At 66.3% G+C, this 23440-nt stretch carries 16 protein-coding genes; 4 read left to right on the forward strand and 12 right to left on the reverse strand.

What is annotated here, in order from left to right; all coding sequences use genetic code 11:
* Positions 1-20: 20 nt before the first annotated feature.
* Positions 21-2603 (forward strand): aminopeptidase N, encoded by a 2583-nt coding sequence (pepN, locus tag I2456_RS18320; RefSeq protein WP_085074879.1) that lies wholly within the window; start codon positions 21-23, stop codon positions 2601-2603.
* A gap of 40 nt (positions 2604-2643) precedes the next feature.
* Here the strand turns inward: pepN and I2456_RS18325 are convergent, their stop codons facing one another.
* From I2456_RS18325 to I2456_RS18335, 3 genes are all read right to left on the reverse strand, one after another.
* Entirely contained in the window at positions 2644-3111 is a 468-nt protein-coding gene (locus I2456_RS18325; RefSeq protein WP_085074734.1) for a DUF5130 domain-containing protein, read from the reverse strand.
* Positions 3098-3334, reverse strand: a complete 237-nt coding sequence (ctaJ, locus tag I2456_RS18330) for an aa3-type cytochrome oxidase subunit CtaJ (RefSeq protein ID WP_068032518.1) — start codon at positions 3332-3334, stop codon at positions 3098-3100. The genes I2456_RS18325 and ctaJ overlap by 14 nt, the downstream gene beginning before the upstream one ends.
* A 68-nt stretch (positions 3335-3402) precedes the next feature.
* Positions 3403-4050 (reverse strand): HNH endonuclease, encoded by a 648-nt coding sequence (locus I2456_RS18335; RefSeq protein ID WP_085074735.1) that lies wholly within the window; start codon positions 4048-4050, stop codon positions 3403-3405.
* A gap of 139 nt (positions 4051-4189) precedes the next feature.
* Between I2456_RS18335 and I2456_RS18340 the strand changes: the two genes are divergently transcribed.
* The 3 genes from I2456_RS18340 to I2456_RS18350 all read left to right on the forward strand — a co-directional run bounded on the left by I2456_RS18340 (position 4190) and on the right by I2456_RS18350 (position 7233).
* Positions 4190-4576, forward strand: coding sequence for a globin (locus I2456_RS18340; RefSeq protein ID WP_116645650.1), 387 nt, complete (start codon positions 4190-4192; stop codon positions 4574-4576).
* Positions 4576-6147, forward strand: a complete 1572-nt coding sequence (locus tag I2456_RS18345; RefSeq protein WP_085074736.1) for a glycoside hydrolase family 13 protein — start codon at positions 4576-4578, stop codon at positions 6145-6147. Before I2456_RS18340 ends, I2456_RS18345 begins: the two co-directional genes overlap by 1 nt.
* 72 nt (positions 6148-6219) lie before the next feature.
* Complete coding sequence (locus I2456_RS18350; RefSeq protein ID WP_085074880.1) at positions 6220-7233, forward strand: FAD/NAD(P)-binding protein; 1014 nt, start codon at positions 6220-6222, stop codon at positions 7231-7233.
* 57 nt (positions 7234-7290) lie between these two features.
* On the opposite strand, the gene I2456_RS18355 is transcribed toward I2456_RS18350, so the two are convergent.
* The 9 genes from I2456_RS18355 to I2456_RS18395 all read right to left on the reverse strand — a co-directional run bounded on the left by I2456_RS18355 (position 7291) and on the right by I2456_RS18395 (position 23387).
* Positions 7291-7965: a DUF8010 domain-containing protein gene (locus tag I2456_RS18355; protein ID WP_068158664.1), complete on the reverse strand. Its 675-nt coding sequence runs from the start codon at positions 7963-7965 to the stop codon at positions 7291-7293.
* Positions 7962-8378, reverse strand: coding sequence for an acyl-CoA thioesterase (locus tag I2456_RS18360; protein ID WP_068032539.1), 417 nt, complete (start codon positions 8376-8378; stop codon positions 7962-7964). The genes I2456_RS18355 and I2456_RS18360 overlap by 4 nt, the downstream gene beginning before the upstream one ends.
* A complete protein-coding gene (locus tag I2456_RS18365; RefSeq protein ID WP_085074737.1) occupies positions 8375-13201 on the reverse strand; it encodes an NAD-glutamate dehydrogenase in 4827 nt (1608 codons plus the stop codon). The genes I2456_RS18360 and I2456_RS18365 overlap by 4 nt, the downstream gene beginning before the upstream one ends.
* A gap of 127 nt (positions 13202-13328) precedes the next feature.
* Entirely contained in the window at positions 13329-15005 is a 1677-nt protein-coding gene (ettA, locus tag I2456_RS18370) for an energy-dependent translational throttle protein EttA (protein WP_068032543.1), read from the reverse strand.
* Positions 15006-15072: 67 nt separating this feature from the next.
* Positions 15073-15582, reverse strand: coding sequence for a single-stranded DNA-binding protein (locus I2456_RS18375; RefSeq protein ID WP_068032546.1), 510 nt, complete (start codon positions 15580-15582; stop codon positions 15073-15075).
* A 153-nt stretch (positions 15583-15735) separates the two neighbouring features.
* Positions 15736-17760 (reverse strand): bifunctional copper resistance protein CopD/cytochrome c oxidase assembly protein, encoded by a 2025-nt coding sequence (locus tag I2456_RS18380; RefSeq protein WP_085074738.1) that lies wholly within the window; start codon positions 17758-17760, stop codon positions 15736-15738.
* A complete protein-coding gene (locus I2456_RS18385; RefSeq protein WP_085074739.1) occupies positions 17735-20098 on the reverse strand; it encodes a glycerol-3-phosphate 1-O-acyltransferase in 2364 nt (787 codons plus the stop codon). Before I2456_RS18385 ends, I2456_RS18380 begins: the two co-directional genes overlap by 26 nt.
* Entirely contained in the window at positions 20095-21918 is a 1824-nt protein-coding gene (locus I2456_RS18390; protein ID WP_085074740.1) for an HAD-IB family hydrolase/lysophospholipid acyltransferase family protein, read from the reverse strand. Before I2456_RS18390 ends, I2456_RS18385 begins: the two co-directional genes overlap by 4 nt.
* Positions 21915-23387, reverse strand: a complete 1473-nt coding sequence (locus I2456_RS18395; RefSeq protein WP_085074741.1) for a WS/DGAT/MGAT family O-acyltransferase — start codon at positions 23385-23387, stop codon at positions 21915-21917. Before I2456_RS18395 ends, I2456_RS18390 begins: the two co-directional genes overlap by 4 nt.
* Positions 23388-23440 lie beyond the last annotated feature (53 nt).

Below are 23440 nucleotides of genomic sequence, written 5' to 3' on the forward strand. Positions count from 1 at the left end.
GTACGCCTATGTTGGAGCCCGTGGCTCTTCCCAATCTCACCCGGAATCAGGCGGTCGAACGCGCCGGACTGATCACCGTGGACAGCTATCAGATCGACCTCGATGTGACCGACGGCAACGGAGCGCCGGGCGAACGCACTTTCCGGTCCACCACCACGGTGGTGTTCGACGCATTGCCCGGCGCCGACACCGTCATCGACATCGCGGCAGACCGGGTCCGCAGCGCCACACTGAACGGTCACGAGCTCGACGTGTCCGGCTACGACGAGTCCGTCGGGATCGCGCTGCGCGGATTGGCCGAGCACAACACCGTGTTGGTCGACGCCGATTGCCGCTATTCGAATACCGGTGAGGGCCTGCACCGCTTCGTCGACCCGGTGGATGACGAAACCTACCTGTACTCGCAATTCGAAACGGCCGACGCCAAGCGGATGTTCGCCTGCTTCGACCAACCCGATCTCAAGGCCACCTTCGATGTGCGGGTCAAAGCGCCCACACACTGGAAGGTGGTGTCCAACGCCGCCGCCACTTCGGTCTCCGACGGCGTGCACACCTTCGCGACGACTCCGCGGATGAGCACCTACCTGGTGGCGTTGATCGCCGGCCCCTACGCGTTGTGGGAGGACGTCTACCGCGACGAACACGGCGAGATACCGCTGGGCATCTACTGCCGGGCCTCGCTGGCCGAGCACATGGACGCCGAGCGGCTGTTCACTCAGACGAAGCAGGGATTCGGCTTCTACCACAACAACTTCGGCACGCCCTACGCATTCGGCAAGTACGACCAGCTGTTCGTGCCCGAATTCAACGCCGGGGCAATGGAAAACGCCGGCGCGGTGACCTTCCTCGAGGACTACGTGTTCCGCAGCAAGGTGACCCGGGCGTCCTATGAACGACGGGCCGAGACGGTGCTGCACGAGATGGCGCACATGTGGTTCGGCGACCTGGTCACCATGACCTGGTGGGACGACCTGTGGCTCAACGAATCCTTCGCCACTTTCGCGTCGGTGTTGTGCCAGGCCGAGGCCACTGAATTCACCGAAGCCTGGACCACTTTCGCCACCGTCGAGAAGTCGTGGGCATACCGCCAGGACCAGTTGCCGTCCACCCACCCGGTTGCCGCAGACATCCCCGACCTGCACGCGGTGGAGGTCAACTTCGACGGCATCACCTACGCCAAAGGCGCATCGGTGCTCAAGCAACTGGTTGCCTACGTGGGCCTGGAGCACTTCCTGGCCGGCCTGCGTGACTACTTCCAGGCGCACGCTTTCGCCAACGCCACCTTCGACGATCTGGTCGCCGCGCTGGAGAAAGCCTCGGGACGCGACCTGTCCGACTGGGGACAGCAGTGGCTGAAAACCACCGGGCTCAACACCTTGCGGGCCGACTTCGACGTCGACAGCTCCGGCAGGTTCACCAGGTTCACGATCATCCAGAGCGGCGCCGCGCCGGGCGCGGGAGAGACACGGGTACACCGCCTGGCGGTAGGCATCTACGACGACGACGGATCCGGCAAGCTGGTGCGCATCCATCGGGAGGAACTTGACGTCGAGGGTGAGACGACGGAAGTGCCCGGGCTGGTTGGCCTTTCGCGCGGCAAGCTCGTCTTGGTCAACGACGACGACTTGACGTACTGCGCCCTGCGGTTGGACCCCGAGTCGCTGCAGACCGCGTTCGACCGGATCGCCGACATCACCGAGGCGCTGCCGCGGTCGCTGGTGTGGTCGGCAGCGTGGGAGATGACCCGCGAAGCAGAACTGCGCGCCCGCGACTTCGTGGCGCTGGTGTCCAGGGGTGTTCACGCTGAAACCGAGATCGCGGTGTTGCAGCGATTGCTGCTGCAGGCGCAGACGGCGCTGGGTTCCTACGCCGAGCCGGCCTGGGCGCGCGCGCACGGCTGGCCGGCGTTCGCCGACCGGCTGCTGGAGCTGGCGCGCAACGCCGAGCCCGGCTCGGATCACCAGTTGGCCTTCGTCAACTCGCTGTGCTCGTCGGTGCTGTCGGCCCAGCATGTGCAAACCCTCACCGCGCTACTCGACGGGGACCCCGCCGACGTCGGGTTGGCCGGCCTGGAAGTCGACACCGACCTGCGTTGGCGCGTCATCACGGCGCTGGCTACCGCGGGAGCCATCGATGCCGACGGGCCGCAGACCCCGCGCATCGATGCCGAAGCGCAGCGTGACCGCACGGCGGCCGGCAAGCGGCACAGCGCCCAGGCGGCGGCGGCGCGCCCGCAAATCGCGGTCAAGGAGGAGGCGTTCACCACGGTGGTGGAGGACGACACCCTGGCCAATGCGCTGAGCCGCGCGATGATCGCGGGCATCGCGGCGCCGGGGCAGGGTGAGCTGCTCAAGCCGTTCACCGCACGCTATTTCGAAGCGATCCCGGGCGTGTGGGCGCGGCGGTCCAGCGAGGTCGCGCAGTCGGTGGTGATCGGCCTTTATCCGCACTGGGACATCAGCGAGGAGGCCATCGCGGCCGCCGACCGGTTCCTCAGCGCGCCGGAGTCCGAAGTGCCCGCGGCGCTGCGCCGACTGGTGTTGGAGGGCCAGGCCGCGGTGAAGCGGTCGTTCAGGGCCCAACAGTTCGACCGCGCCGGGTAGCGCGCGGCGGGGCGAGCCCGCGACCAGAGCGAGCCTGCGACTAGGCGGGCGAGATCCCGGAGCTCAGCACGCGGATCGCGCTGACCAGGCCGTCGACCAGGTTGCCCTGCTCGAAGGCCGAGGAAGCCGCGGCTACCCCGAGCGGAGCCGCCGACTCGGCACCCCGGCCGCGCACCTGCGAGCCGTAGACCACCTCGATGGCGCTCTGGTTGGGGGACACGGCCAGCAACACGGCGTTGTCGGGAGTCGGCACCTTGGCCAGGATTTCCCGGGCCCGTGACGCGGTGTCCTCGCCCAGGTCGCCCAGGTAGATGGCGAAGCGGGCCTGGGATGTCCGCGAGCCGTACTTCAGGGCGTCGTCGATGGCGACCAGGTCTTTGATCGGAAACGGGTAGCGCACCGAGACGTCCCCGGGCTCGGTGACCCCGGACAGCCGTCCGCTGGTGGTGAGCACCCATCCCCTGGGCAGCTCGGTCGGTTCAATCGTCGCGACTTCACCACGTGCCACTGGCGCCACCTCCCACTGTGAAGTTCGATGCCCCATGCCCGTGTCCGTGTCCGTGGGCGTGGCCGACATCCTCGTCCGTAGCGGCCCACAGGATCGGTGGGTGCGTCCACTGCTCGGACAGTTTGTAGGTTGCCGGGTGGGGGCCCTTGCGCGACCAGATGAGCGCCGCGAGGACAACCACCAGCAGCAACGGGACTCCGATGAAGAAGAGGTGGATCTCCATTAAGCTCACGACGCAAACCGTATCCCACCGGGGGATCAACCGGCGCACCTAGGACACCGCAAGCCCTCTCAGGCCGCGCCTTCACCGAGGTATTGCGCCCATGACGGGTCGAGATCCTTGACGGTCGACAGCAACCGCCAGTGCTGCCCCGTTGGCGGCAGCGGCGTGCGGCGCAAGGTCCAGCCCAGTTCGGTGAGCAGCTTGTCGCCCTTGCGGTGATTGCAGGTCGAGCAGCAGGCCACACAGTTCTCCCACGAGTGGTCACCGCCGCGACTGCGGGGCACCACGTGGTCGACGGTGTCGGCCTTGGCTCCGCAATAGGCGCAACAGAACCGGTCTCGGTGCATGAGCGCCGCCCGGGTCATCGGTACGCGGGCGCGATAGGGCACCCGGACATAAGACCGCAGCTGGATCACCGAGGGCACCGCGATGGAACTGGTCGCCGAGTGGATGATCGGACCGGTCGGGTCGTGGTGCACCACGTCGGCCTTGCCGCAGATCAGCATGACGATGGCGCGCCGCATCGGCAGCGCGGTCAGCGGCTCATAGGTGGAGTTGAGCAGCAGCACGCGGCGCCGGTTCCAGATTGATGCGCCGTCGTGGCGGTTGGGGGGATGTGTTTCGACGCTATGCAGGCATGACGTGGTCGGGGGCCCCATCCCGCCTGCCGCGGCACCGGTACTGCGGTGGCTGCGGCGTTTCTTGCCGTGCGCCATAAATCCTCCGCCGACAGTCCACCATGATTCGCGGCCGACTGCACGCCTAATTGTCCGCCACGCCGTGTCGAACCGGTGAACAGCAGGCGCTCACAACGCCCCGGGTCGCAAATGGCCCACAATGGAGGGGATGGATCAGATGACAGAGTCTTTCTACGATGCGGTCGGCGGCGCCAAGACGTTCGACGCGATCGTGTCGCGTTTCTACCAAGAGGTCGCGCACGACGAGATTTTGCGCCCGTTGTATCCCGAGGAGGAGCTGTCGGGCGCCGAGGAACGCCTGCGGATGTTCCTCGAGCAGTATTGGGGCGGCCCGCGAACCTACTCCGAGCGGCGCGGCCATCCGCGCCTGCGGATGCGGCACGTGCCGTTCCGGATCACGCCCATCGAGCGCGACGCCTGGCTGCGGTGCATGCACACCGCGGTGGCGTCCGTGGACTCCGACACCCTCGACGACGAGCGCCGGCGCCAGTTGCTGCAGTACCTGGAGATGGCCGCGCACTCCCTCGTCAACTCGGCTTTCTGATGGCGGCCGAGGCACCCTGGTGGTCGCACGCGGTCTTCTACCAGGTGTATCCGCGCTCGTTCGCCGACAGCAACGGTGACGGCGTCGGCGACCTGGACGGTCTGGCGGACCGGCTGGACCATCTGGTCGACCTCGGGGTCGACGCCATCTGGATCAACCCCGTCACCGTCTCGCCGATGGCCGACCATGGCTACGACGTCGCCGATCCCCGCGATATCGACCCGCTGTTCGGCGGGATGGCCGCCTTCGAACGGCTGATCGCCGCGGCACACCAGCGCGGCATCAAAGTCACCATGGACGTGGTGCCCAACCACACCAGTTCGGCGCATCCGTGGTTTCAGGCGGCACTGGCCGCCGGCGCCGGCACCGATGCCCGGCAGCGCTACTTCTTCCGCGACGGGCGCGGCGAGCGCGGCGAGTTGCCGCCCAACAACTGGAAGTCGGTGTTCGGCGGGCCGGCCTGGACGCGGGTCGTGGAACCGGACGGCAACCCGGGCCAGTGGTACCTGCACCTGTTCGACAGCGAACAGCCCGACCTCAACTGGGACAACCCCGAGGTTTTCGACGACTTCGAGAAGACGCTGCGGTTCTGGCTGGAACGCGGCGTGGACGGCTTCCGCATCGACGTAGCCCACGGCATGGCCAAGCCCGAGGGGCTGCCGGACGCGCCGGAATCAGACATTTCGGTGTTGCACCACAGCGACGACGACCCGCGCTTCAACCGCCCCCACGTGCACGCGATCCATCGCGACATACGGACGGTCATGGACGACTATCCCGAGGCGGTCACCGTCGGCGAGGTATGGGTTCGCGACAACGCCCAGTGGGCCGAATACGTGCGGCCCGACGAACTGCATCTCGGCTTCAACTTCCGGCTCACACGCACCGATTTCGAGGTCGGCGAAATCCGCGACGCGGTGCAGAACTCGCTCGAAGCCGCCGCTCTGGAAGACGCCACGCCGACCTGGACGCTGTCCAACCACGACGTGGGCCGGGAGGTGACCCGCTACGGCGGCGGCGAGGTCGGGCTAAGCCGGGCCCGCGCCATGGCGATGCTGATGCTGGCCCTGCCGGGCGCGGTGTTCATCTACAACGGCGAGGAACTCGGATTGCCCGATATGGACCTGCCCGACGAAGTGCTGCAAGACCCCACCTGGGAGCGCTCCGGGCACACCGACCGCGGGCGCGATCGGTGCCGGGTTCCGATCCCCTGGTCGGGCGACACTCCCCCGTTCGGCTTCTCCACCAACGCCGACACGTGGTTGCCGATGCCTGCGGACTGGGCGGGTCTGACGGTGGAAAAGCAACGCGCCGACCCCGAATCGACCTTGTCGTTCTTCCGCCGGATGATCGAGATACGCAGTGACCGCAACGAATTCGACGGCACCCAGATCGATTGGCTCGCTGCACCCGCCGACGTCCTGATCTTCCGGCGCCGCGGCGGCGGGCTGGTGTGCGCACTGAATGCCAGCGGCGTCCCGGTGCCGCTGCCACCGGGCGAGCTCATCCTGTGCAGCGCCCCGCTGCGCGATGGCCAGTTGCCGCCCGATGCCGCGGCGTGGTTGGTCTAGCCGGGCGCGCGACGACATGCATTGCGCCGCGCGGTGCTCTATACGTGGTACATGGCACCCTACGCGTGGACAGTGATCGGAGCCGGGCCCGCCGGAATCGCGGCGGTGGGCCGGCTGCTCGATCACGGCGTCCCGGACGAGGCCATCGCCTGGGTTGATCCGGCGTTCGCGGCGGGTGATCTGGGGCAGAAGTGGCGATTAGTCTCCAGCAACACCATCGTCGGCACGTTTCTGGAATACCTCAACGCCTCCAAAGCATTCCGGTTTTCCGAGGCTCCTCCGTTGGCGTTGCGCGAAGTCGATCCCGAGGAGACGTGTGCCCTTGCCCTGGTAGCCGAACCGCTGGTGTGGATCACCGAGCATCTACGGGAGCGGGTACCGGCCTTTGAGGCGACGGCAACCGCGCTGCGCCTGACCAGACGGCAATGGCATATCGAGACCACAGGTCCAGAAATCGTCTCGGACAATGTGATTCTCGCCGTCGGCGCCGTGCCGAAGAAGCTCGACTATCCGTTGCAGGAAATCCCGGTCGAAGTCGCGCTCGATCCCGAGAAGCTTGCCCAGGAGCCGTTGGAAGGGGCGACGGTCGCGGTCTTCGGCTCGTCGCATTCGTCGATGATCGCTTTGCCGCACTTGCTGCGTCACCCCGTCGAGAAGGTGATCAACTTCTACCGCAGCCCGTTGAAATATGCCATCTACCTCGATGATTGGATACTTTTCGACGACACCGGCCTGAAGGGCCGAGCGGCGGTGTGGGCGCGGGAGAACATCGACGGGGTGTATCCGAAGAAGCTGGAACGGTATTCGGTTTCCAGTCCCGAGTTCGAAGAGCAACTGCGAACATGCGATCGCGTGGTCTACACCGTCGGCTTCGAGCGCAGGAAGCTGCCCGAGACGCCGCAGTGGGGCCCGCTGGATTACAACCAACAGAACGGCATCATCGCTCCCGGGCTCTTCGGGCTCGGCATCGCATTCCCGGAATATGCCGAAGACCCTTATGGCTACGGGCAATACCGAGTCGGGCTGAAGAAATTCATCAACTACCTGGATTCGGTTCTGCCGCTGTGGCTCGTCTACGGCACCTGATCGGCTTCGGCTGCCGCCGCCATAAAATCAACCTGATTCGTTGACGAGTAGCGCTCGTCAGCGCAGCACCAGCGCCGGATCACCGCGTCGGCGGTATACCGAGCCGAACTTGGCGTCGATGCGCAGCCACGCCGGCAGGATCCGGACCCGGATCATCTCCTCGGCGCCGATCGCCTCCGGTGACTGCGGCAGAAAGCCCATGGCCGTCAGAGCGAATACGCAGCGCATCGGCAACCCGACGGTGAAGTCGGCCGAGCTGACCTGAATGACCTCCTGGTCCAGCAGGGAGACCGGCGGACCGTGCGCGCCGCTGTGCTGCTTGGCCAGTTGCGCACCGGTCTGCGACAGCTCCAGGATCACCCGGGCGGGGACGTCGTCGAGGTGGGTGAACCCCGATTCCGGCGGCAGAGCGCCCCGCCAGGCCGAGTCCATCGAATAGCCGGGATCGACGTAGCCCGATGCGGTGTCCATGGCGGCCAGTCCGCGCGCCAATGCGTCCGCGCCGACCGACATATCGGCGGGCTGCATTGTGCCGGAGACCACCCGGCTGGCCAGCACATCGAAACCCGTTGCCACCCAAGCGCTCAGCAGCCCAGATGAGCGAGACCGCAACCGGATCACCGCGGCGTCGTCGAGCCTTAAGGCACGATCGACGAATGCGGCCAGGTCCGCGCGGTGAGCTGCCGGCGCGTCCGGGCCCAGCCACAGTCCGCGCTCGGTCGCCCCCGCTATTCCCGCAGCCACCGTTGCAAGTATTCCCGGTGGTGTGGGGCCAACCGCACCAGCCGCTGCTCGTCGATGTGGAAGGCGGCCAGTTGGGACTCGGCGATGACCGCAGGCTTGGAGTCGGGCGCGGCGTTGACTGACCGGACCTCGTACCCGAGGGTGAAGTCCACCGCCCGCAGGCGTTTCACCCAGATGGTGACCTGCAGCGGCGAATCCATCAGGCGCAGTTGGCCTTTATAGGTGACTCTGACGTCGGCGATCAGCAGCCCGATGGTGATGATGTCCGAGGCGAACGCGTCCTTGAGGAACGGCACCCGAGCCTCTTCCAGGATGGTGACCATGGTGGCGTGGTTGACGTGCTGGTACATGTCGATGTCCGACCAGCGCACCGGCACCTGCGCGACGAAACCTGTGCTCACCCGGAGGATCCCCGTCCACTAGTACGCGTCATTCGGCGGATCTGCCGCGCCGCGACCGACAGCGTCGCCAAGTCCATGGCACCGCTTTCCCGTATTTCGCTCAGGGTGCGGCGAGCCCGGTCGACACGGGATGCGCTGATGTGCTCCCACTCTGCGATCTTTTCTTCGCCGCTCTCGTCAGGCTCGCCCACGGCCAGCACATCGAAGCACAACGACCGCAGCGAGGCGTAGATGTCGTCGCGAATCGCCAACCGCGCCAACGAATGCCACCGGTCGTTGCGGGGCAGTTCGGATACCGCAGTCAGCAGCGCGTCGGTGCCGAGCCGGTCCATCAGCGCGAAATAGGTGTCGGCGACTTCGGCGGTGTCGGTGTCGGTGATGTCGGCGATGTCGATGATGTCCAGCAGGCTGTAGCGGTAGAGCCCGCTCGCCACCCGGTAGGCCAGGTCGTGCGGGGCACCCAGCGAGGTGAACTCCGCGACTTCCCTTTCCACGATGGCTTTGTCGTCACCGCGCAACCACTCCCCCATCCGCGGTGTCAACGCCTTCACTTTGGCGGCGAACCGGTTGATCTCGGCGCCGACAGCCAGCGGCTGAGGACGGTAGTTGAGCAGCCATCGCCCGGCGCGGTCGATCAGCCGACGAGTGTCCAAGGTCAACCGATCCGACAGTGCCACAGGCAGATTCGCGGCCCGGACGCGCCGCCAGATGTGCCCGACGCCGAAGATGGCGTCGGTTGCGGCGTAGGTGCGGACCGCGTCGACCGCGCTGACGCCGACGTCTTCGGTGATCCGGAACGCATAGCTGATGCCCGCGGTATCCACCAGATCGTTGATCAGCATGGTGGTCACGATTTCCCGGCGCAGTTGGTGTGAGCGGATTTCCGGGGTGAACCGTTCCCGCAGCGGCGCCGGGAAATAGCGCGGCAGCCGCGCGGCGAAGACGTCTTGGTCGGGCAGCTCGGTGCGCAACACATCGTCTTTGAGCGCCAGCTTCACGTGCGCCATCAGGGTGGCCAGTTCGGGTGAGGTGAGACCGAGGCCGATGTCACAACGCCGCTCGATTTCCTTCTCCGACGGCAGCGCCTCCAATTCGCGGTTGACGCCCCGCTCGGACACCAGGTAGTCAATTTGCCTGGCGTGCACCGGCAACAGGCTTGGCGCGTTGGCGCGGCTGGTACCCATCAAGTCGTTCTGGTCCTCGTTGTCGGTGAGGACCAGATGGGCCACTTCGTCGGTCATCGACTCCAGCAGCGCGCTGCGCTCCTCGGGATCGACCTTGCCGGCGGTGACCAGCGAGTCGATGAGGATCTTGATGTTGACTTCGTGGTCGGAGCAGTCGACGCCGGCGGAGTTGTCCAGCGCGTCGGTGTTGATCCGTCCGCCCGACAAGTCGAATTCGACGCGGCCCCGCGCCGTCACCCCGAGGTTGCCGCCCTCACCGATCACCTTGACGCGCAACTGATTCGCGTTCACCCGCACCGGGTCGTTGGCGCGGTCACCCACGTCGGCGTCGGATTCGGATTCGGCCTTGATGTAGGTGCCGATGCCGCCGTTGAACAGCAGGTCCACCGGCGCCAGCAGGATGGCCTTGATCAGGTTGGGTGGGGCCATTTCGGTGACGTCACTGTCGATGCCCAGCGCGGCGCGGACTTCCGCACTGACCGGAACGGTTTTCTGCTCACGGCTGTAGACGCCGCCGCCCTGGCTGATCAGCGACTTGTCATAGTCGTCCCAGCTGGAGCGGGGCAGGTCGAACATGCGCCGGCGCTCAGCCCAGGACGACGCCGGATCGGGATCGGGGTCGAGGAAGATGTGCCGATGGTCGAAGGCGGCGATCAGCCTGATGTGCTTGCTCAGCAGCATCCCGTTGCCGAAGACGTCGCCGCTCATGTCACCGACTCCGACCACGGTGAAATCTTGGCTTTGGGTGTCGACACCGATTTCCCGGAAGTGGCGCTTGACCGCTTCCCACGCGCCGCGGGCGGTGATGCCCATGGCCTTGTGGTCGTAGCCCACCGATCCGCCGGAGGCGAAAGCGTCGCCGAGCCAGAATCCGTAGGACTTGGCGACGTCGTTGGCGATGTCGGAGAAGGTGGCGGTGCCCTTGTCGGCGGCCACCACCAGGTACGCGTCGTCACCGTCGCGGCGCACCACTTCCGGCGGCGCGCTGACGTTTCGGGTGGCGTGGTCGACGTTGTCGGTCACGTCGAGTAGGCCCGAGATGAACAGCTGGTAGCACGCGACGCCTTCGGCGCGGGTGGCGTCGCGGTCGACGGCGGCGTCACCGGTGGGCAGCGGCGGACGCTTGACGACGAATCCGCCTTTTGCTCCGACCGGAACGATGACCGCGTTCTTGACCGCCTGCGCCTTGACCAAACCGAGGATCTCGGTGCGGAAATCGTCGCGGCGGTCCGACCACCGCAACCCACCGCGGGCGACGTGGCCGAACCGCAGATGCACCCCTTCGACGCGGGGCGAATACACGAAGATCTCGAATTTCGGCCGGGGCAGCGGCAGTTCGTCGATCAGCTGCGCATTGAGTTTGACGGCCAACACATCTCGACTGCGAGCCGAACCCGCGCGCGTCACGAAGTAGTTGGTCCGCAGGGTGGCCTGTACCAGTGAGGCGAACGCACGCAGGATGCGGTCGGTGTCCAGGCCCACCACCGCGTCGATGTCGGCGGCCACCGCTGCGGCGGCCGCCTGGGCGTCGCGGCTCGCCGGGGATCCCGACGGTCGCGGGTCGAACAGCGCTTCGAACAACGTGACCAGGGAGCAGGCGGTGGAGGGATGCTCGTTGAGCACCGACTCGATGTGGGACTGGCTGTAGGGGAAGTTGGCCTGCCGCAGATATTTCGCGTAGGCGCGCAGCAACACCACCTGCTGCCAGTTCAACCCGGCCCGCATGACCAGTTCGTTGAACCGGTCGATCTCGACGCGGCCCTGCCAGATCGCGGTGACCGCATCGGCGAATCGTTTTGCGGTGGCTTCCCTTTCGGCTGTGGTCTGGGCCAGCGGCATGGTGGGATGTGGCGAGATCTTGAACTGGTAGATCCACACCGGCAACCCGTCGGGCCGCGTCACGGTGAACGGTCTCTCTTCGAGCACCACGACGCCCATGCTCTGCAGCATCGGCAGCAGTTGGCTCAGGGAGGCGGTGCGTCCCCCCAGGAACCAGGTGAGTTGGGCGGCGCGTTCTGCACCACCGTCGGAGAACACCAGCTTGACCGAGTCGTCGCTGAGCTCTTCGATGATCTTGATGTCGTCGATGGCGTCGGCCGGGCTGACCACCTGCTTGTAGGCCTCAGGGAAGGCCGCGGCGTAGTGCTCGGCGTCGGCGTGCGTGATCGAAGCGCTTGCAGCTTCACCGATCAGCCGGTCGGCCCAGGTGCGCGCCGCTTCACTGAGCAGCGCCTGGATGCGTAGCCGGTTGGCTTCGGAGACGTCGACCGCGCCGGGCGCAGCGGCCGTATCATCGGTGGGCAGCCGCACCATGAAATGCATGAGCGCCCAGGGTGATTCGCTGACCCGGGCGGTGAATTCCAGTCGCGTGCCGCCGAATTCGCGGACCAGGATGTCCTCGATTTGCAGGCGCACCGCGGTGGTGTAACGATCGCGTGGCAGGTAGACCAGACACGAGACGAAGAACTGCAGCCGGTCGGCGCGCAGGAACAGCAGAGCGCGTCGTTGCGATCCCATATCCACGACGGCTTTGGCCATCGTCAGCAGTCGCTCGGCGCTGAGCGTGAACAGCTCGGGGCGCGGCATGGTTTGGATGACGTCGAGCAGGAGCTGGCCGGGGTGGCTGGGGTCGCTGCCGGCCATGGTGAGCGCCTGACGAACCCGTTGGGAAATGGTGGGGATTTCCAGGACGTCGGCGTTCATGGCCGCGACGGTGAACAGCCCGACGAAGCGGTGCTCGAACACGCCGTCGTCGACGTTCTCGCGCACGGCGATGGCATACGGGTAGGCGCCGTAGCGCAGGTAGCTGCCAACCGCGGCCTGGGCCAACACCAGCAGCTTGTTGTCGTCGGTCAGCCGGGGGCGGGTGCCCGAGCGGGCCCGCAGCACGCCGAAGCCGGTGGACCCGTCGCCGGAGACCTGGCCGTCATGCACCCGGCAGCGCTGGTAGCCCAGCAGCAGGAAGTTGCCGTTGCCCAGCCAGCGCAGCAGCGCGGCCACCTCTTCCCGATCCGGGGCGGCGTAGTGGCCGTCGGCGTTGGTGTCGACGTCGGCGGCCACTTCGGCCAGGGTGGCGATCAGCGCTGTCGCGTCGGTGGCCACCCGCTCGACGTCGGCGAGGACCTTGGGCAGCAGTCGTTCGACCTCGGCCAGCGCCTTGCGGTCGACCGACGCGGACAGTTGGACGTGGATCCAGGCCTCACCGACGTAGGGGGACGTGTCGTCGGGTTTCGGGCCGATGCTGATCAGGTCGCCCGCGCGATCGCGACGGACCTCGAAGACGGGCGTCATGATCGCGGTGTAGGCCACGCCGAGTCGGTGCAGCAGGACCGTGACCGAGTCCATCAGCATGCCGCCGTGCTCCGTGACCACCTGGAGCGCCGGCCCGAACCCGCCCGGGTCGTCGGCCAGGTAGACGGCCACAGCGCTTTCTCCGGCCGGTCGGTGCTGACCGAGCCGATAGTGCGCGGACAACAAGGCCGGTGTCACCAGTGAGGCGGGCGCCCCGGAGTCAGCTTCCTGGTCGTTCTGCGGTCCTCGATAGCTGTCGAAATAGGCCTTCGAGACCCACTCCGGGATATCGGAGTTCTCGGTGGTCCACGCGTTGACCTCTTGTTTGGCCCCGGGATCGATCGTCATGCCGTTCGCTCCCAACTCGCGACAGATAGTAGGCCGGATCGGTTCCGCTCCTGCGCGGCCGTTCCGGCCGCGTCATTGCGGAGCGGGTCCAATTCGCCCCGCTCGGGAAGCGGGGGCAGAGCTGACATTAGTCGCGAGTCAGCCTGCGGTGGGTCACTCGATGCGGACGGGCGGCTTCGATACCGAGCCGTTGCACTTTGTTCTCCTCGTAAGCACCGAAGTTGCCTTCGAACCAGAACCACTTGGCTTCGTTGTCGTCGTCGCCCTCCCACGCCAAGATGTGCGTGCAGGTGCGGTCGAGGAACCAGCGGTCGTGCGAGATCACCACCGCACAGCCGGGGAAGTTGACCAGGGCGTTTTCCAGCGAGCTCAGCGTCTCGACGTCGAGGTCGTTGGTCGGTTCGTCCAGCAGGATCAGGTTGCCGCCCTGCTTGAGGGTGAGCGCCAGGTTCAACCGGTTGCGTTCACCGCCGGACAGCACACCTGCGGGCTTCTGCTGGTCGGGTCCCTTGAACCCGAACGCCGACACGTAGGCGCGCGACGGCACTTCGGTCTGACCTACCTCGATGTAGTCCAGGCCGTCGGAGACCACTTCCCACACGGTCTTCTTGGGGTCGATGCCGGACCGGGTCTGGTCGACGTAGCTGAGTTTGACGGTTTCACCGACCTTGACGGTGCCGCTGTCGGGCTCCTCGAGACCGACGATGGTCTTGAACAGCGTCGTCTTGCCCACGCCGTTGGGGCCGATGACACCGACGATGCCGTTGCGGGGCAGGGTGAAGGACAGGTCCTTGATCAGCGTGCGCCCGTCGAAGCCCTTGTCGAGGTGCTCGACCTCGACCACCACCGAGCCCAGCCGCGGTCCCACCGGAATCTGGATCTCCTCGAAGTCGAGCTTGCGACTCTTCTCCGCTTCGGCCGCCATCTCCTCGTAGCGCTGCAGCCGGGCCTTGCTCTTGGCCTGGCGCGCTTTCGCGCCGGACCGGACCCAGGCCAGCTCGTCTTGCAACCGCTTTTGCAGCTTGGCGTCCTTGCGACCCTGCACCGCGATGCGTTCGGCCTTCTTCTCCAGGTAGGTGGAGTAGTTGCCTTCGTAGGGGTAGGCGCGGCCGCGGTCAAGTTCCAGGATCCACTGGGCGACGTTGTCCAGGAAGTACCGGTCGTGGGTGACCGCCAGGATGGCGCCGGCGTAGCTGGCCAGGTGCTGCTCGAGCCACTGGACGCTTTCGGCGTCGAGGTGGTTGGTCGGCTCGTCCAACAGCAGCAGGTCGGGTTTGGACAGCAACAGTTTGCACAGCGCGACCCGGCGACGTTCGCCACCGGACAGGTTGGTGACCGGCTCGTCGGGCGGCGGGCAGCGCAGCGCGTCCATGGCCTGCTCCAGCTGGGAGTCCAGATCCCAGGCGTCGGCGTGGTCCAAGTCCTCTTGCAGCCGGCCCATCTCCTCCATCAGCTCGTCGGAGTAGTCGGTGGCCATCAACTCGGCGACCTCGTTGAAGCGGTCGAGCTTGACTTTGATCTCGCCCAGGCCTTCTTCCACGTTGCCGCGGACGGTTTTCTCCTCGTTGAGCGGAGGCTCCTGTTGGAGAATGCCGACCGTGGCCCCGGTGGCCAGGAACGCATCGCCATTGTTGGGCTTGTCCAGCCCGGCCATGATCCGCAAGACGCTCGACTTGCCCGCCCCGTTTGGGCCGACGACACCGATTTTGGCGCCGGGGTAAAAGCTCAACGTGACATCGTCGAGGATCACCTTGTCGCCGTGCGCCTTGCGGACCTTCTTCATCGTGTAGATGAACTCAGCCATGCCGCAGTAGTGCCTTTCTGGTCTTTCGGAATTATCTCGCCGACCATCCTAGGCACCGCCAGCAGCGTCAAGCCGATAAAGGCAGCCCACCCACGCCAGCAGCGGCCCCGCCGGTGTCGGCGTCTGCGGCGGCGTCCGGCGCGGTGACCGCGTACTCGTCACCGATAACGGCGCCGGCGACCACTGTGGCGGCGGCCTCGTCGGCGTTGGGACCGGTGTGTGTCGGCTTGTCGACGATCCGCACGAAGACGCGCGACACATCGGGTCCCACGGCGGTCGCTCGCATCTCCAGCGAGGACCGGCGGTTGCCGTCGCGGTCCTCGTACTCGCTGGTGTAGACGTGACCGACCACGATTACCGGTGAGCCCTTGCCCAGGGCGGCGCCCACGCCGCTGACCAGCCGGCCCCAGCAGTTGACGGTGACGAACAACGAGTTGCCCGGTTCCCACCCGCCGTCGCTGGTTCGCCGGCGCGAATTGCTGGCCACCCGAAACTTGACGACCTCTTGGTCACCGACCTGCCGGCGTTGCAAGTCGTTGACGATGTGACCGACCACGGTCAGCGGTGTTTCGAACATTGATTCACGGTCCTTTCCCAGATGTGTCAGTTAGCGCTCGTGTTGAGGGCCATTGAGCCCCGCAGCGCCGACACACCGCGCCGACGAGGGACGGCTAGGGGTGGCATTTGTGGAAAAGGTCGTGACTGTGGAGAGAAGGGCCGGGCGGCTGCCCTAGGAGCGGCGCGGCGTTTCGCGGCGCGCCAGTTCGGCCAGCATCGCGTTGTAGGCGGCGAGGTCACTGTCGTCGTCGCGGTCGGCCGCGCGGTCCAAACGCCGCGCAGTGCGCTGGTCGCTGCGCGCCCATTGCACCAACAGCGCCAGAATCACGATTACCAGCGGCACTTCACCAGCCGCCCAGGCGATGCCGCCGCCCAATCGTTGATCGCCGAGTAGATCGGTGTGCCATCCCAGGCCCAAGGAGCGGTAGTAATTGGCGCCTAACACGGTTCGGGTGCCCATCAGCAGCACGCCGAAGAAGGCGTGCAGCGGCAACGACGCGAACACCACCGCGACCTTGGCTAGCGGCGGGATGGGCCGCGGGGTGGGGTCGGCCCCGATGATGACCCAGTAGAACAGGTAGCCGCTGAGCAGGAAGTGCAGGTTCATGGCCAGGTGTCCGGCGTGGCTGCCCGCGGCGGCGTCGAAGATTCCGCCGAGATAAAGCCCGTAGAAACCGCCGACGAACAGGATGGTGGCCACGATCGGGTTGGTCAGGACACGTGAGACCCGGCTGTGCAGTGCGGCCAACAGCCATTCCCGCATGCCCGGCGGCTCGCCGCGTCCGGCGGCGGGCAGCGCCCGTAGCGCCAGGGTGACTGGCGCGCCCAACACCAGCAGGATCGGGATCAGCATCGACAAGCCCATATGGGCAACCATGTGCATGCTGAACATGGCCGGCATGTATCGCCCGACGCCCGAAGAGGTCACGAACAGCAAGCTCGTACAGCCCAGCAGCCAAGCCAACGTGCGGCCCGGCGGCCAGCTGTCGCCGCGGCGACGCAACCGCCGTACCGCCGCCACATACAGCGCGGCGGCGACAATGGCCGTAGTGCCGAAGATCAGATCGAACCGCCAGTCGAACAGCACGCGCGTCACCGTGGGCGGTCCGTCGAAGTCGTAGCCGATCTCGGCCTCCGCGATCGAAGGAAGGCGGGTCGGGGGTGGCGGCGGCGCGGTGCGGCCCAAACCGACCGCGACCCCGAAGGTGAGGCCGAAGGCGGCAGCCTCGGCAACGGCCAGACGAACCAACGCGCGGCGCGAACCCGGATCCGCTTGCAGCGCAGCGACACCCGCGCGCCGTTGCCGCCAGCCCAACACACCGAGCACGCCCAGCGCGAGCACCTTGGCCAGAACCAGGCGCCCGTATCCGGTAGTCACCAGCTGCGCTGGCAGCACACGCACCGCCCCGTTGACGACACCGCTGAGCGCCATCGCCAGCCAGCACCACAGGGCCAGGGCGGAAAAACGCTGTGCGGCAAGGCCGGTATGCGCGCCGCCGCGCATTGCGTGGCCCAGGAGAGCCAACAGGCCACCGGCCCACAGGCTGGCGGCGACGAGGTGGATCAGCAGGCTGTTGGTGGCCAGGTCGTGAGCACCACCGGCCGACGAGTGACCGGTCAGGCCCAATGGGATCAGCGTGATCAGGGAGCCGGCCAGCAGCAGCGGTGTCCACGACCAGCGCAGCACCGGCCAGCTCGCCAGCGTCACCAGCCCGGCCAGCACAGCGGTCCAGCGCCAGGCGTCCGCGGTGCTGACCAAGCCGGTCAACGACCACAGTGTGATCGGGTTGAGCTGTTGAGCCAGCGGTCGACCCGACACGTCCGAAATGGTCAGCGGCACAAGCAGTGCGGCGCAGACGGTCCACGTCAACGACGCCATGGTGCCCAGTCGAAGCGCGCGGTACCCGTCGGCGTCGAGGACCCCGTTGGGCTGCGGCGGCACCATGAACGCTGCGAACAGAAAGGAGCCGACGGCCAGTACCGCGGCAATCTCACCCACCGCACGCACAAACGGCAATCCCAGGGTGGTCGCCGGGCCCGGATTCGGTAGCCCGGTGGCGGTGAGCGTCTCGGCGAGCGACAGCGCGGCGATCCCGGCGGCGGTGCATCCGGCCAGCACCGCGACGCCGACGAGCAACGCCGGTATTGCGACGGCGGGGCGGTTGGGCACGCTACCGGGCTGCGGCTTGTCTCGCATGTCGCGCCTGGGACTCGCGGGCGAAGAACTGGTTGCGCGCGATCTGTTCGACGTAGGTGCAGTCGCGCAGGATGCTGCGCAACTCGCGGCGGAAGGCAATTCGGCGCTCGACCAGATCGGCGGCCGGTGCGATCAGATCCTGATCGGCCACTACCTGGCGGGCGGTCGCGAACAGTAGGGTCGACACCGACTCACTGCTGCGAACCCTGCCTTGGGCCACGTATTGACGTCCGACACCGAGCGCCGAATTCGTGAGCTCCTTCTGGTCGACGTCGGCGGGCGCATCACGCAATACGTCGGCGACGATTTCGTAGGCTTCGAAGAAGACCCGCAACATTGCATCCGACATCAGCGGTCGCTTGGCGTACAGCAGCGCGTCGATCTCCTCGCCGCCGGCGGCCACGTGAGATTCCCAATCGTGTTGCCATTCCATCTCTTCGGCGATGTGGGCCCGGAATGCGGCCGAGTCGGCGAAATAGAAGTCGAACTTGAGCAGATCGCGCAGTCGCATCGCCTGATCCCAGAACGCCGCGACGCGGTCCCCCTCGCTGTGGCGGGCGTGGGCGAGCGCCAGTTCCACGATGGAGGTCTCCAGGAACGCATGGATCACCGAGTTCCGGTAGAACGCCGCGGCATGTTCGTGCTCGGGTGCGATGTACCACACGGGCTCTCGACCGCTATCGACGCACGTGACTGGGTGTCCGTTGGACAACGCATCGACGGCGGCGCGCACCCCGTCGCGTGAGCGTAGCCGCAGCGCGCTGGTCGACATCGGCGTCTGCTTGCGATCCAGATAGTCCAGCGAATCCTGCAGCGTGTGGTGCAACTGGTCCAGCGTCAACGCCAGTCCACGAGTGGTCAGCAACAACGCCGACACCAGACCCGTCGCCGTGATCGGCGTGGCTTGCAAGATCCGCCACGCCACCTCGAAGGACATCTTCTGCAGGGCAAGACGTTTGGCATCTTGATCCTGCGCCAGCGGGCCTTGCGGTGGCCCCAGATACTGGCGCATGGACACCGCTTCGGGGAAGCGGACATAGATCTTGCCGTAGTTGCGCTCTCCCTGCGCTTTGATGAAGTTGTAGAGCCAGCCGAAACCCTCGGGGGTTTTTTCGGCACCGCGCGCGTAGGCCGCGTATTCGGCGATCTCGTGCAGTTGGTCAAAGCAGATGGCGACGCCTTGCAGCAGGATGTCGTCACTGCGGCCGTCCAGATAGGCGTCGGCCACGTAGCTCATCAATCCGAGCTTGGGGGGCAACATCTTTCCGGTGCGCGACCGGGTGCCCTCGATGGACCAGCTGAGGTTGAACCGCTTCTCCACGACGTAGCCGACGTACTCTTTGAGCACGTACTTGTAGACCGGGTCGTCGCCGATATTGCGCCGGATGAAGATCATGCCGGACCGCCGCAACAGCGGTCCCATCACGCCGAAGGACAGGTTGATGCCGCCGAACATGTGTACCGGCGGTAACCGGTTCTCCTGCATTGCCACCGGCACGACCGCCCCGTCGATATAGGACCGGTGGGAGAACAACAGGACAGCCGGATGCGCTTCGAGCGCGGTCCGCATGGCGGCGATCTGGTACTCGTCGTAGTCGATCTGGGGATCAAATCCGCGGCTGACCAGTTTGCCCAGGACGGAGATGACGTCCACTGAGGCCTGGCTCCAGCCCGTCGCCAACTCGTCGAGCATCTTGCCGGCTTCCTCGACCGTCGCGCCGGGAATCTTCTTCAGTCCGGCACGAAATCGGGCCGACGCCATGATCTCCGGCTTCACCAAGCGCGGCGACTTGTATTGCGGACCCAGGATTCGGTACTCCGAGCGTGCCAGCGCGAGCACTGCTCGGCGGATCACGAATTGCGCGAAGTCGACCTGTTCGTCGCCCACGGTGGTGTCGCGCCACTGCTTGCGCAATTCGGACACCTTGGCTGACTCGCCGGCCAAGACCCGAGCGCGCCACGGCTCGGTGCGCAAAATGCGTTGTTGCTGGCGGTGATTGGGATGATACGGATCGCGTCCGGGCAACAGGGCGGTCACCTTCGCTACCTTGCCGCGATCCGCAGACGGCAACCAGAACACTTGCACCGGAACCACGGAGCGGTCTTCGGCGGCATCGGAACCGATCTCGAGCTGCTCCACGAGCTCGGTCAGGGCCGCAGACGGCGCATCGCGGGCCGGCAGCTCCAACAGATCAAATTGGATCTCGGGGTGTCGCGAGCGCTGCTCCCCCAGCCATTCTCGAATCAATTCCGACTCGACCGGTGTTCCCATGCTGGCCAGTACCAACGTGTCTTCGGCGATCAGGACTGCGCTGGCGTCGGCGGCCGGCTTGGTCACGGCCGCCCTCTGGGCCTCGACGCTTCCGTCGCGGCGGGCGGGTCCTCCTTGGGGTGGTGCGCCTCGCCGTCACGCAGAGAAATCTTGGACGCGTTCGGATTCGCCGTTGCGGCGGCCTTTTTGGCTGGCGCTTTCTTGGCTGGGGCCTTCTTGGCGGCGGCTTTCTTCGCCGCCTTCTTGGCCGGACTTTTGGCAGCGGCCTTGGTGGTGGTGGTGGTGGTGCTCGGCTGCGCCTTTTTTGCGGGCGCCTTGGCAGCCGTCTTCTTCGCCGCAGGCTTGTCGCTGCCGCTCTTGGCCCTCTTGGCGGCCTTCTTCTGCGCGTACAGGCTAACCTCGGGCAGTTCGTCGACGGGCCAGTGCCGCAAGGTGTCCAGATATAGTTGGCGCACTTCGGCGATGCGGTCCGGCAGGGTGTCCAGGGTCCAGTCCTCGACGGAAATCGGCGGGAAAACGGCCACGTCGACCCGGCCGGGATTGATGGTGGTCGAGTTGCGGGAGGCGACGAACTCGGCGTTGCGAATCACGATGGGAACAATGGGTATACCCACCGCCATTGCGATGCGGAACGGCCCCTTCTTGAAGGGGCCCACCTCGGTGGTGTCCAACCGCGTGCCTTCGGGGGCCATCATGATCGATAAGCCGTTCTTGGCGCGCTCTTCGACGGTGTGCAGCGTCTCCACCGCCGCGACCGGGTCGTCACGGTCGATGAATACGCCGTCGAGCAACTTGCCGAGCGGACCCATGATCGGGTCGCGTTCCAGTTCCTTCTTGGCCACAGCCACCCAGTTGTCGCGGATCAGCGAACCCGCGATGATCGGGTCAACCTGGTTGCGGTGGTTGAAGATGAACACCGCAGGGCGCTGCGCGGTGAGGTTCTCCCGGCCGATGACGTTGAGCTGCACACCGCTGGTCGCGAGCACCAACTGCGAGAAGGTCGAGGTGAAGAAGTTCACCCCGCGGCGGCGATTGCGGGTCAGCAGGCCGATGCCCACCGCGCCCGCCCCGACCGGGAACATGGAACCGAAGCCGGCAAGTGTCCGCAGCTGCCGCTGCAGGCCTACCCCGCCGCGGCTGTTGAACTTCAATATCGGCCAGCCGCGGCGTCGGGCCACTGCGGCCATCTTGCCTTCTGGGTTGGTCGGCCGCGGGTTGCCGACCAGATACATCAACGCGACGTCCTCGTCACCATCGGCGTAGAAGTAGCTGTCTTTGAGGTCGATGTCATGTTCGGCCGCAAACCGTTGCACCGCAGCGGCTTTGCCCGGTCCCCACAGGATGGGTTTGACCACCGCACCGGTGAGCAGACCGTCCTCGTTGACCTCGAACTTGTTGGTGAGCATGTTGTCGATGCCCAGGAAACGGGCTACCGGTTCGACCTGGATGGTCAGCGCTGACGAGCTGAGCACCACGGTGTGGCCGCGAGCGACGTGCGCACGCACCAGCTCGCGCATCTCCGGGTAGATCCGCGACTCGATGCGCTGGGCGAACAAGCGCTCGCCGATCTCCTGCAAGTCGGTGAGTTGCCTTCCGCGCAGGGCATGGGCGGCTTTACCGATGAGGTCTTCGAATTCGATGCGCCCCAGCGTGTGGTTGAGCCCCGCCTGCACCATGCTGAGCAACTCGCCGACGCCGATGTCGCGGCGGCGCAGCCGTTCCTGCGTGAGGATGACGGCGGTAAATCCGGCGACCAACGTGCCGTCGAGGTCGAAAAATGCGCCGATTTTCGGGCCTTCGGGACTGGCCATGATCTCAGCCACTGAGCCGGGCAGCCGCAGGTCCCGCGCCGGTGGTGTTCCGCGCTCGTCGTGGGAAACGCTCATGAGCCCGACACCGATCGCGACGCCGAACCGGTGGGGGCGGCGAAGGAGGCGGGCACCGCTCGGGGCGCCGGTTCCCCGGCGAGCGCAAGGATTTCGTCGAATCCCTCGAGCAGGCACCGGGCGAACAATTCGTCGTTGCGTACCGAGGCCCGGTCGTAGCGCACGGTGATGGTGCACCAACCGCCGCGCGATATCAGCACCACCATCATCGCCACACCCGGTAATGGTCCAATCCCGTATTGGCGCAATATCTTTGCGCCCGCGATGTAAGTGTCGCCCGGATAGACCGGGACATTGCTGGCCTGCACATCCGAACCGATCACCGAGCCGCTGATCCCTTCCAACACCGCGGTGGGCAACACGCTGAGCACCGGCGCCATGGCACCGACCACGTTCATGGCAGGTTCGTCACGACGCTGTGTCATCTGCGCGCGGATTTTCTTCATGCGCGACACGGGGTCGATGGTGCCTACCGGGGCGGCGAGATTGACTCCGGTGAAACGGTTTCCGCCGGCCCCGTCGGCATCGGCCCGCAGGTTCACCGGCACCGCCATGGGCAGTGTGCTGATCGGCACGCCGAGCGCCTCGTGGTAGCGGCGCAGCGCGCCGCACAACCCGGCCAAGTAGGCATCGTTGATGGACCCGCCCCCGGCCTTCGCGGCCTTGTGTAGTTCGGAGAGCCGGATGTCGATGGCCTCGGTGCGGCTGGTCAAACTGCGCCGACGAAGAAGCGGCGACGGCTCGGCGGCCCGGTTCATCACCCGCACACTCGACATCGCGTATCCCACCAACCCCGACACCGTGGATGCCGGCTCCAACACCGCACGTCCGGCAACGGTTACCGCCCCCGACAGTGCCCCCAGCGCGCTGTTGACGAGCGCGACGGGCAACCGGTTGAGGCCCTGGCGCATCAAGTCGTTGGGAGTTAGATCCCGCGGAATAGGTTGCGGAGCAACAGGTTTGGCGGGCGGATCGCGCTCCAAGTCGTAGATTTCGGCGAACATCTCGACGCCACCGACGCCGTCGGTCACCGCGTGGCTCACGTGCAACAACGTCGCCGCCTTGCCGTCTTCCAGACCCTCGACCAGCGTGGCCGTCCACAGCGGGCGCGAGATGTCCAGCGGCGACTGCAGAATCACTTCGGCGAGGTCGAATACCTCGCGCAGCGTGCCCGCTCCGGAGACGCGCAGCCGGCGCACATGGAAATCCAGATTGAAGTCGGGGTCGACCACCCAGCGCGGCGCGGCCGTCGGCAGCGTCGGCACGACCACCTTCTGCCGCAGCCGCAGCACCCGCCGCGAGGCGTTTTCGAATCGGGTCCGGAAGCGGTCCCAATCCGGTGTGCTGTCGAGGACTTCCAGCGCCATAATCCCCGACCGGGTCCGCGGATTCGCCTCGCCCCGGTGCATCAGATAGTCGACGGGGCCCAGTTCGTCGGACAGCCCTGCGGCCTCGGCGGGCTCAGCCATCAGACCGTCCTCCCGTGAGCCGGGTAACTCGACACGCCAACCCTTCCACCGTC

The sequence above is a fragment of the Mycobacterium kubicae genome (genome assembly GCF_015689175.1).
Taxonomy (GTDB): domain Bacteria; phylum Actinomycetota; class Actinomycetes; order Mycobacteriales; family Mycobacteriaceae; genus Mycobacterium; species Mycobacterium kubicae.

Excerpts from the sequence above, each read along its gene's own strand:
- ctaJ (WP_068032518.1), bottom strand. The coding sequence starts at position 3,334 with ATGGAGATCCACCTCTTCTTCATCGGAGTCCCGTTGCTGCTGGTGGTT.
- I2456_RS18335 (WP_085074735.1), bottom strand. The coding sequence starts at position 4,050 with ATGGCGCACGGCAAGAAACGCCGCAGCCACCGCAGTACCGGTGCCGCG.
- I2456_RS18340 (WP_116645650.1), top strand. The coding sequence starts at position 4,190 with ATGACAGAGTCTTTCTACGATGCGGTCGGCGGCGCCAAGACGTTCGAC.
- I2456_RS18345 (WP_085074736.1), top strand. The coding sequence starts at position 4,576 with ATGGCGGCCGAGGCACCCTGGTGGTCGCACGCGGTCTTCTACCAGGTG.
- I2456_RS18365 (WP_085074737.1), bottom strand. The coding sequence starts at position 13,201 with ATGACGATCGATCCCGGGGCCAAACAAGAGGTCAACGCGTGGACCACC.
- ettA (WP_068032543.1), bottom strand. The coding sequence starts at position 15,005 with ATGGCTGAGTTCATCTACACGATGAAGAAGGTCCGCAAGGCGCACGGC.
- I2456_RS18375 (WP_068032546.1), bottom strand. The coding sequence starts at position 15,582 with ATGTTCGAAACACCGCTGACCGTGGTCGGTCACATCGTCAACGACTTG.
- I2456_RS18380 (WP_085074738.1), bottom strand. The coding sequence starts at position 17,760 with ATGCGAGACAAGCCGCAGCCCGGTAGCGTGCCCAACCGCCCCGCCGTC.
- I2456_RS18390 (WP_085074740.1), bottom strand. The coding sequence starts at position 21,918 with ATGAGCGTTTCCCACGACGAGCGCGGAACACCACCGGCGCGGGACCTG.
- I2456_RS18395 (WP_085074741.1), bottom strand. The coding sequence starts at position 23,387 with ATGGCTGAGCCCGCCGAGGCCGCAGGGCTGTCCGACGAACTGGGCCCC.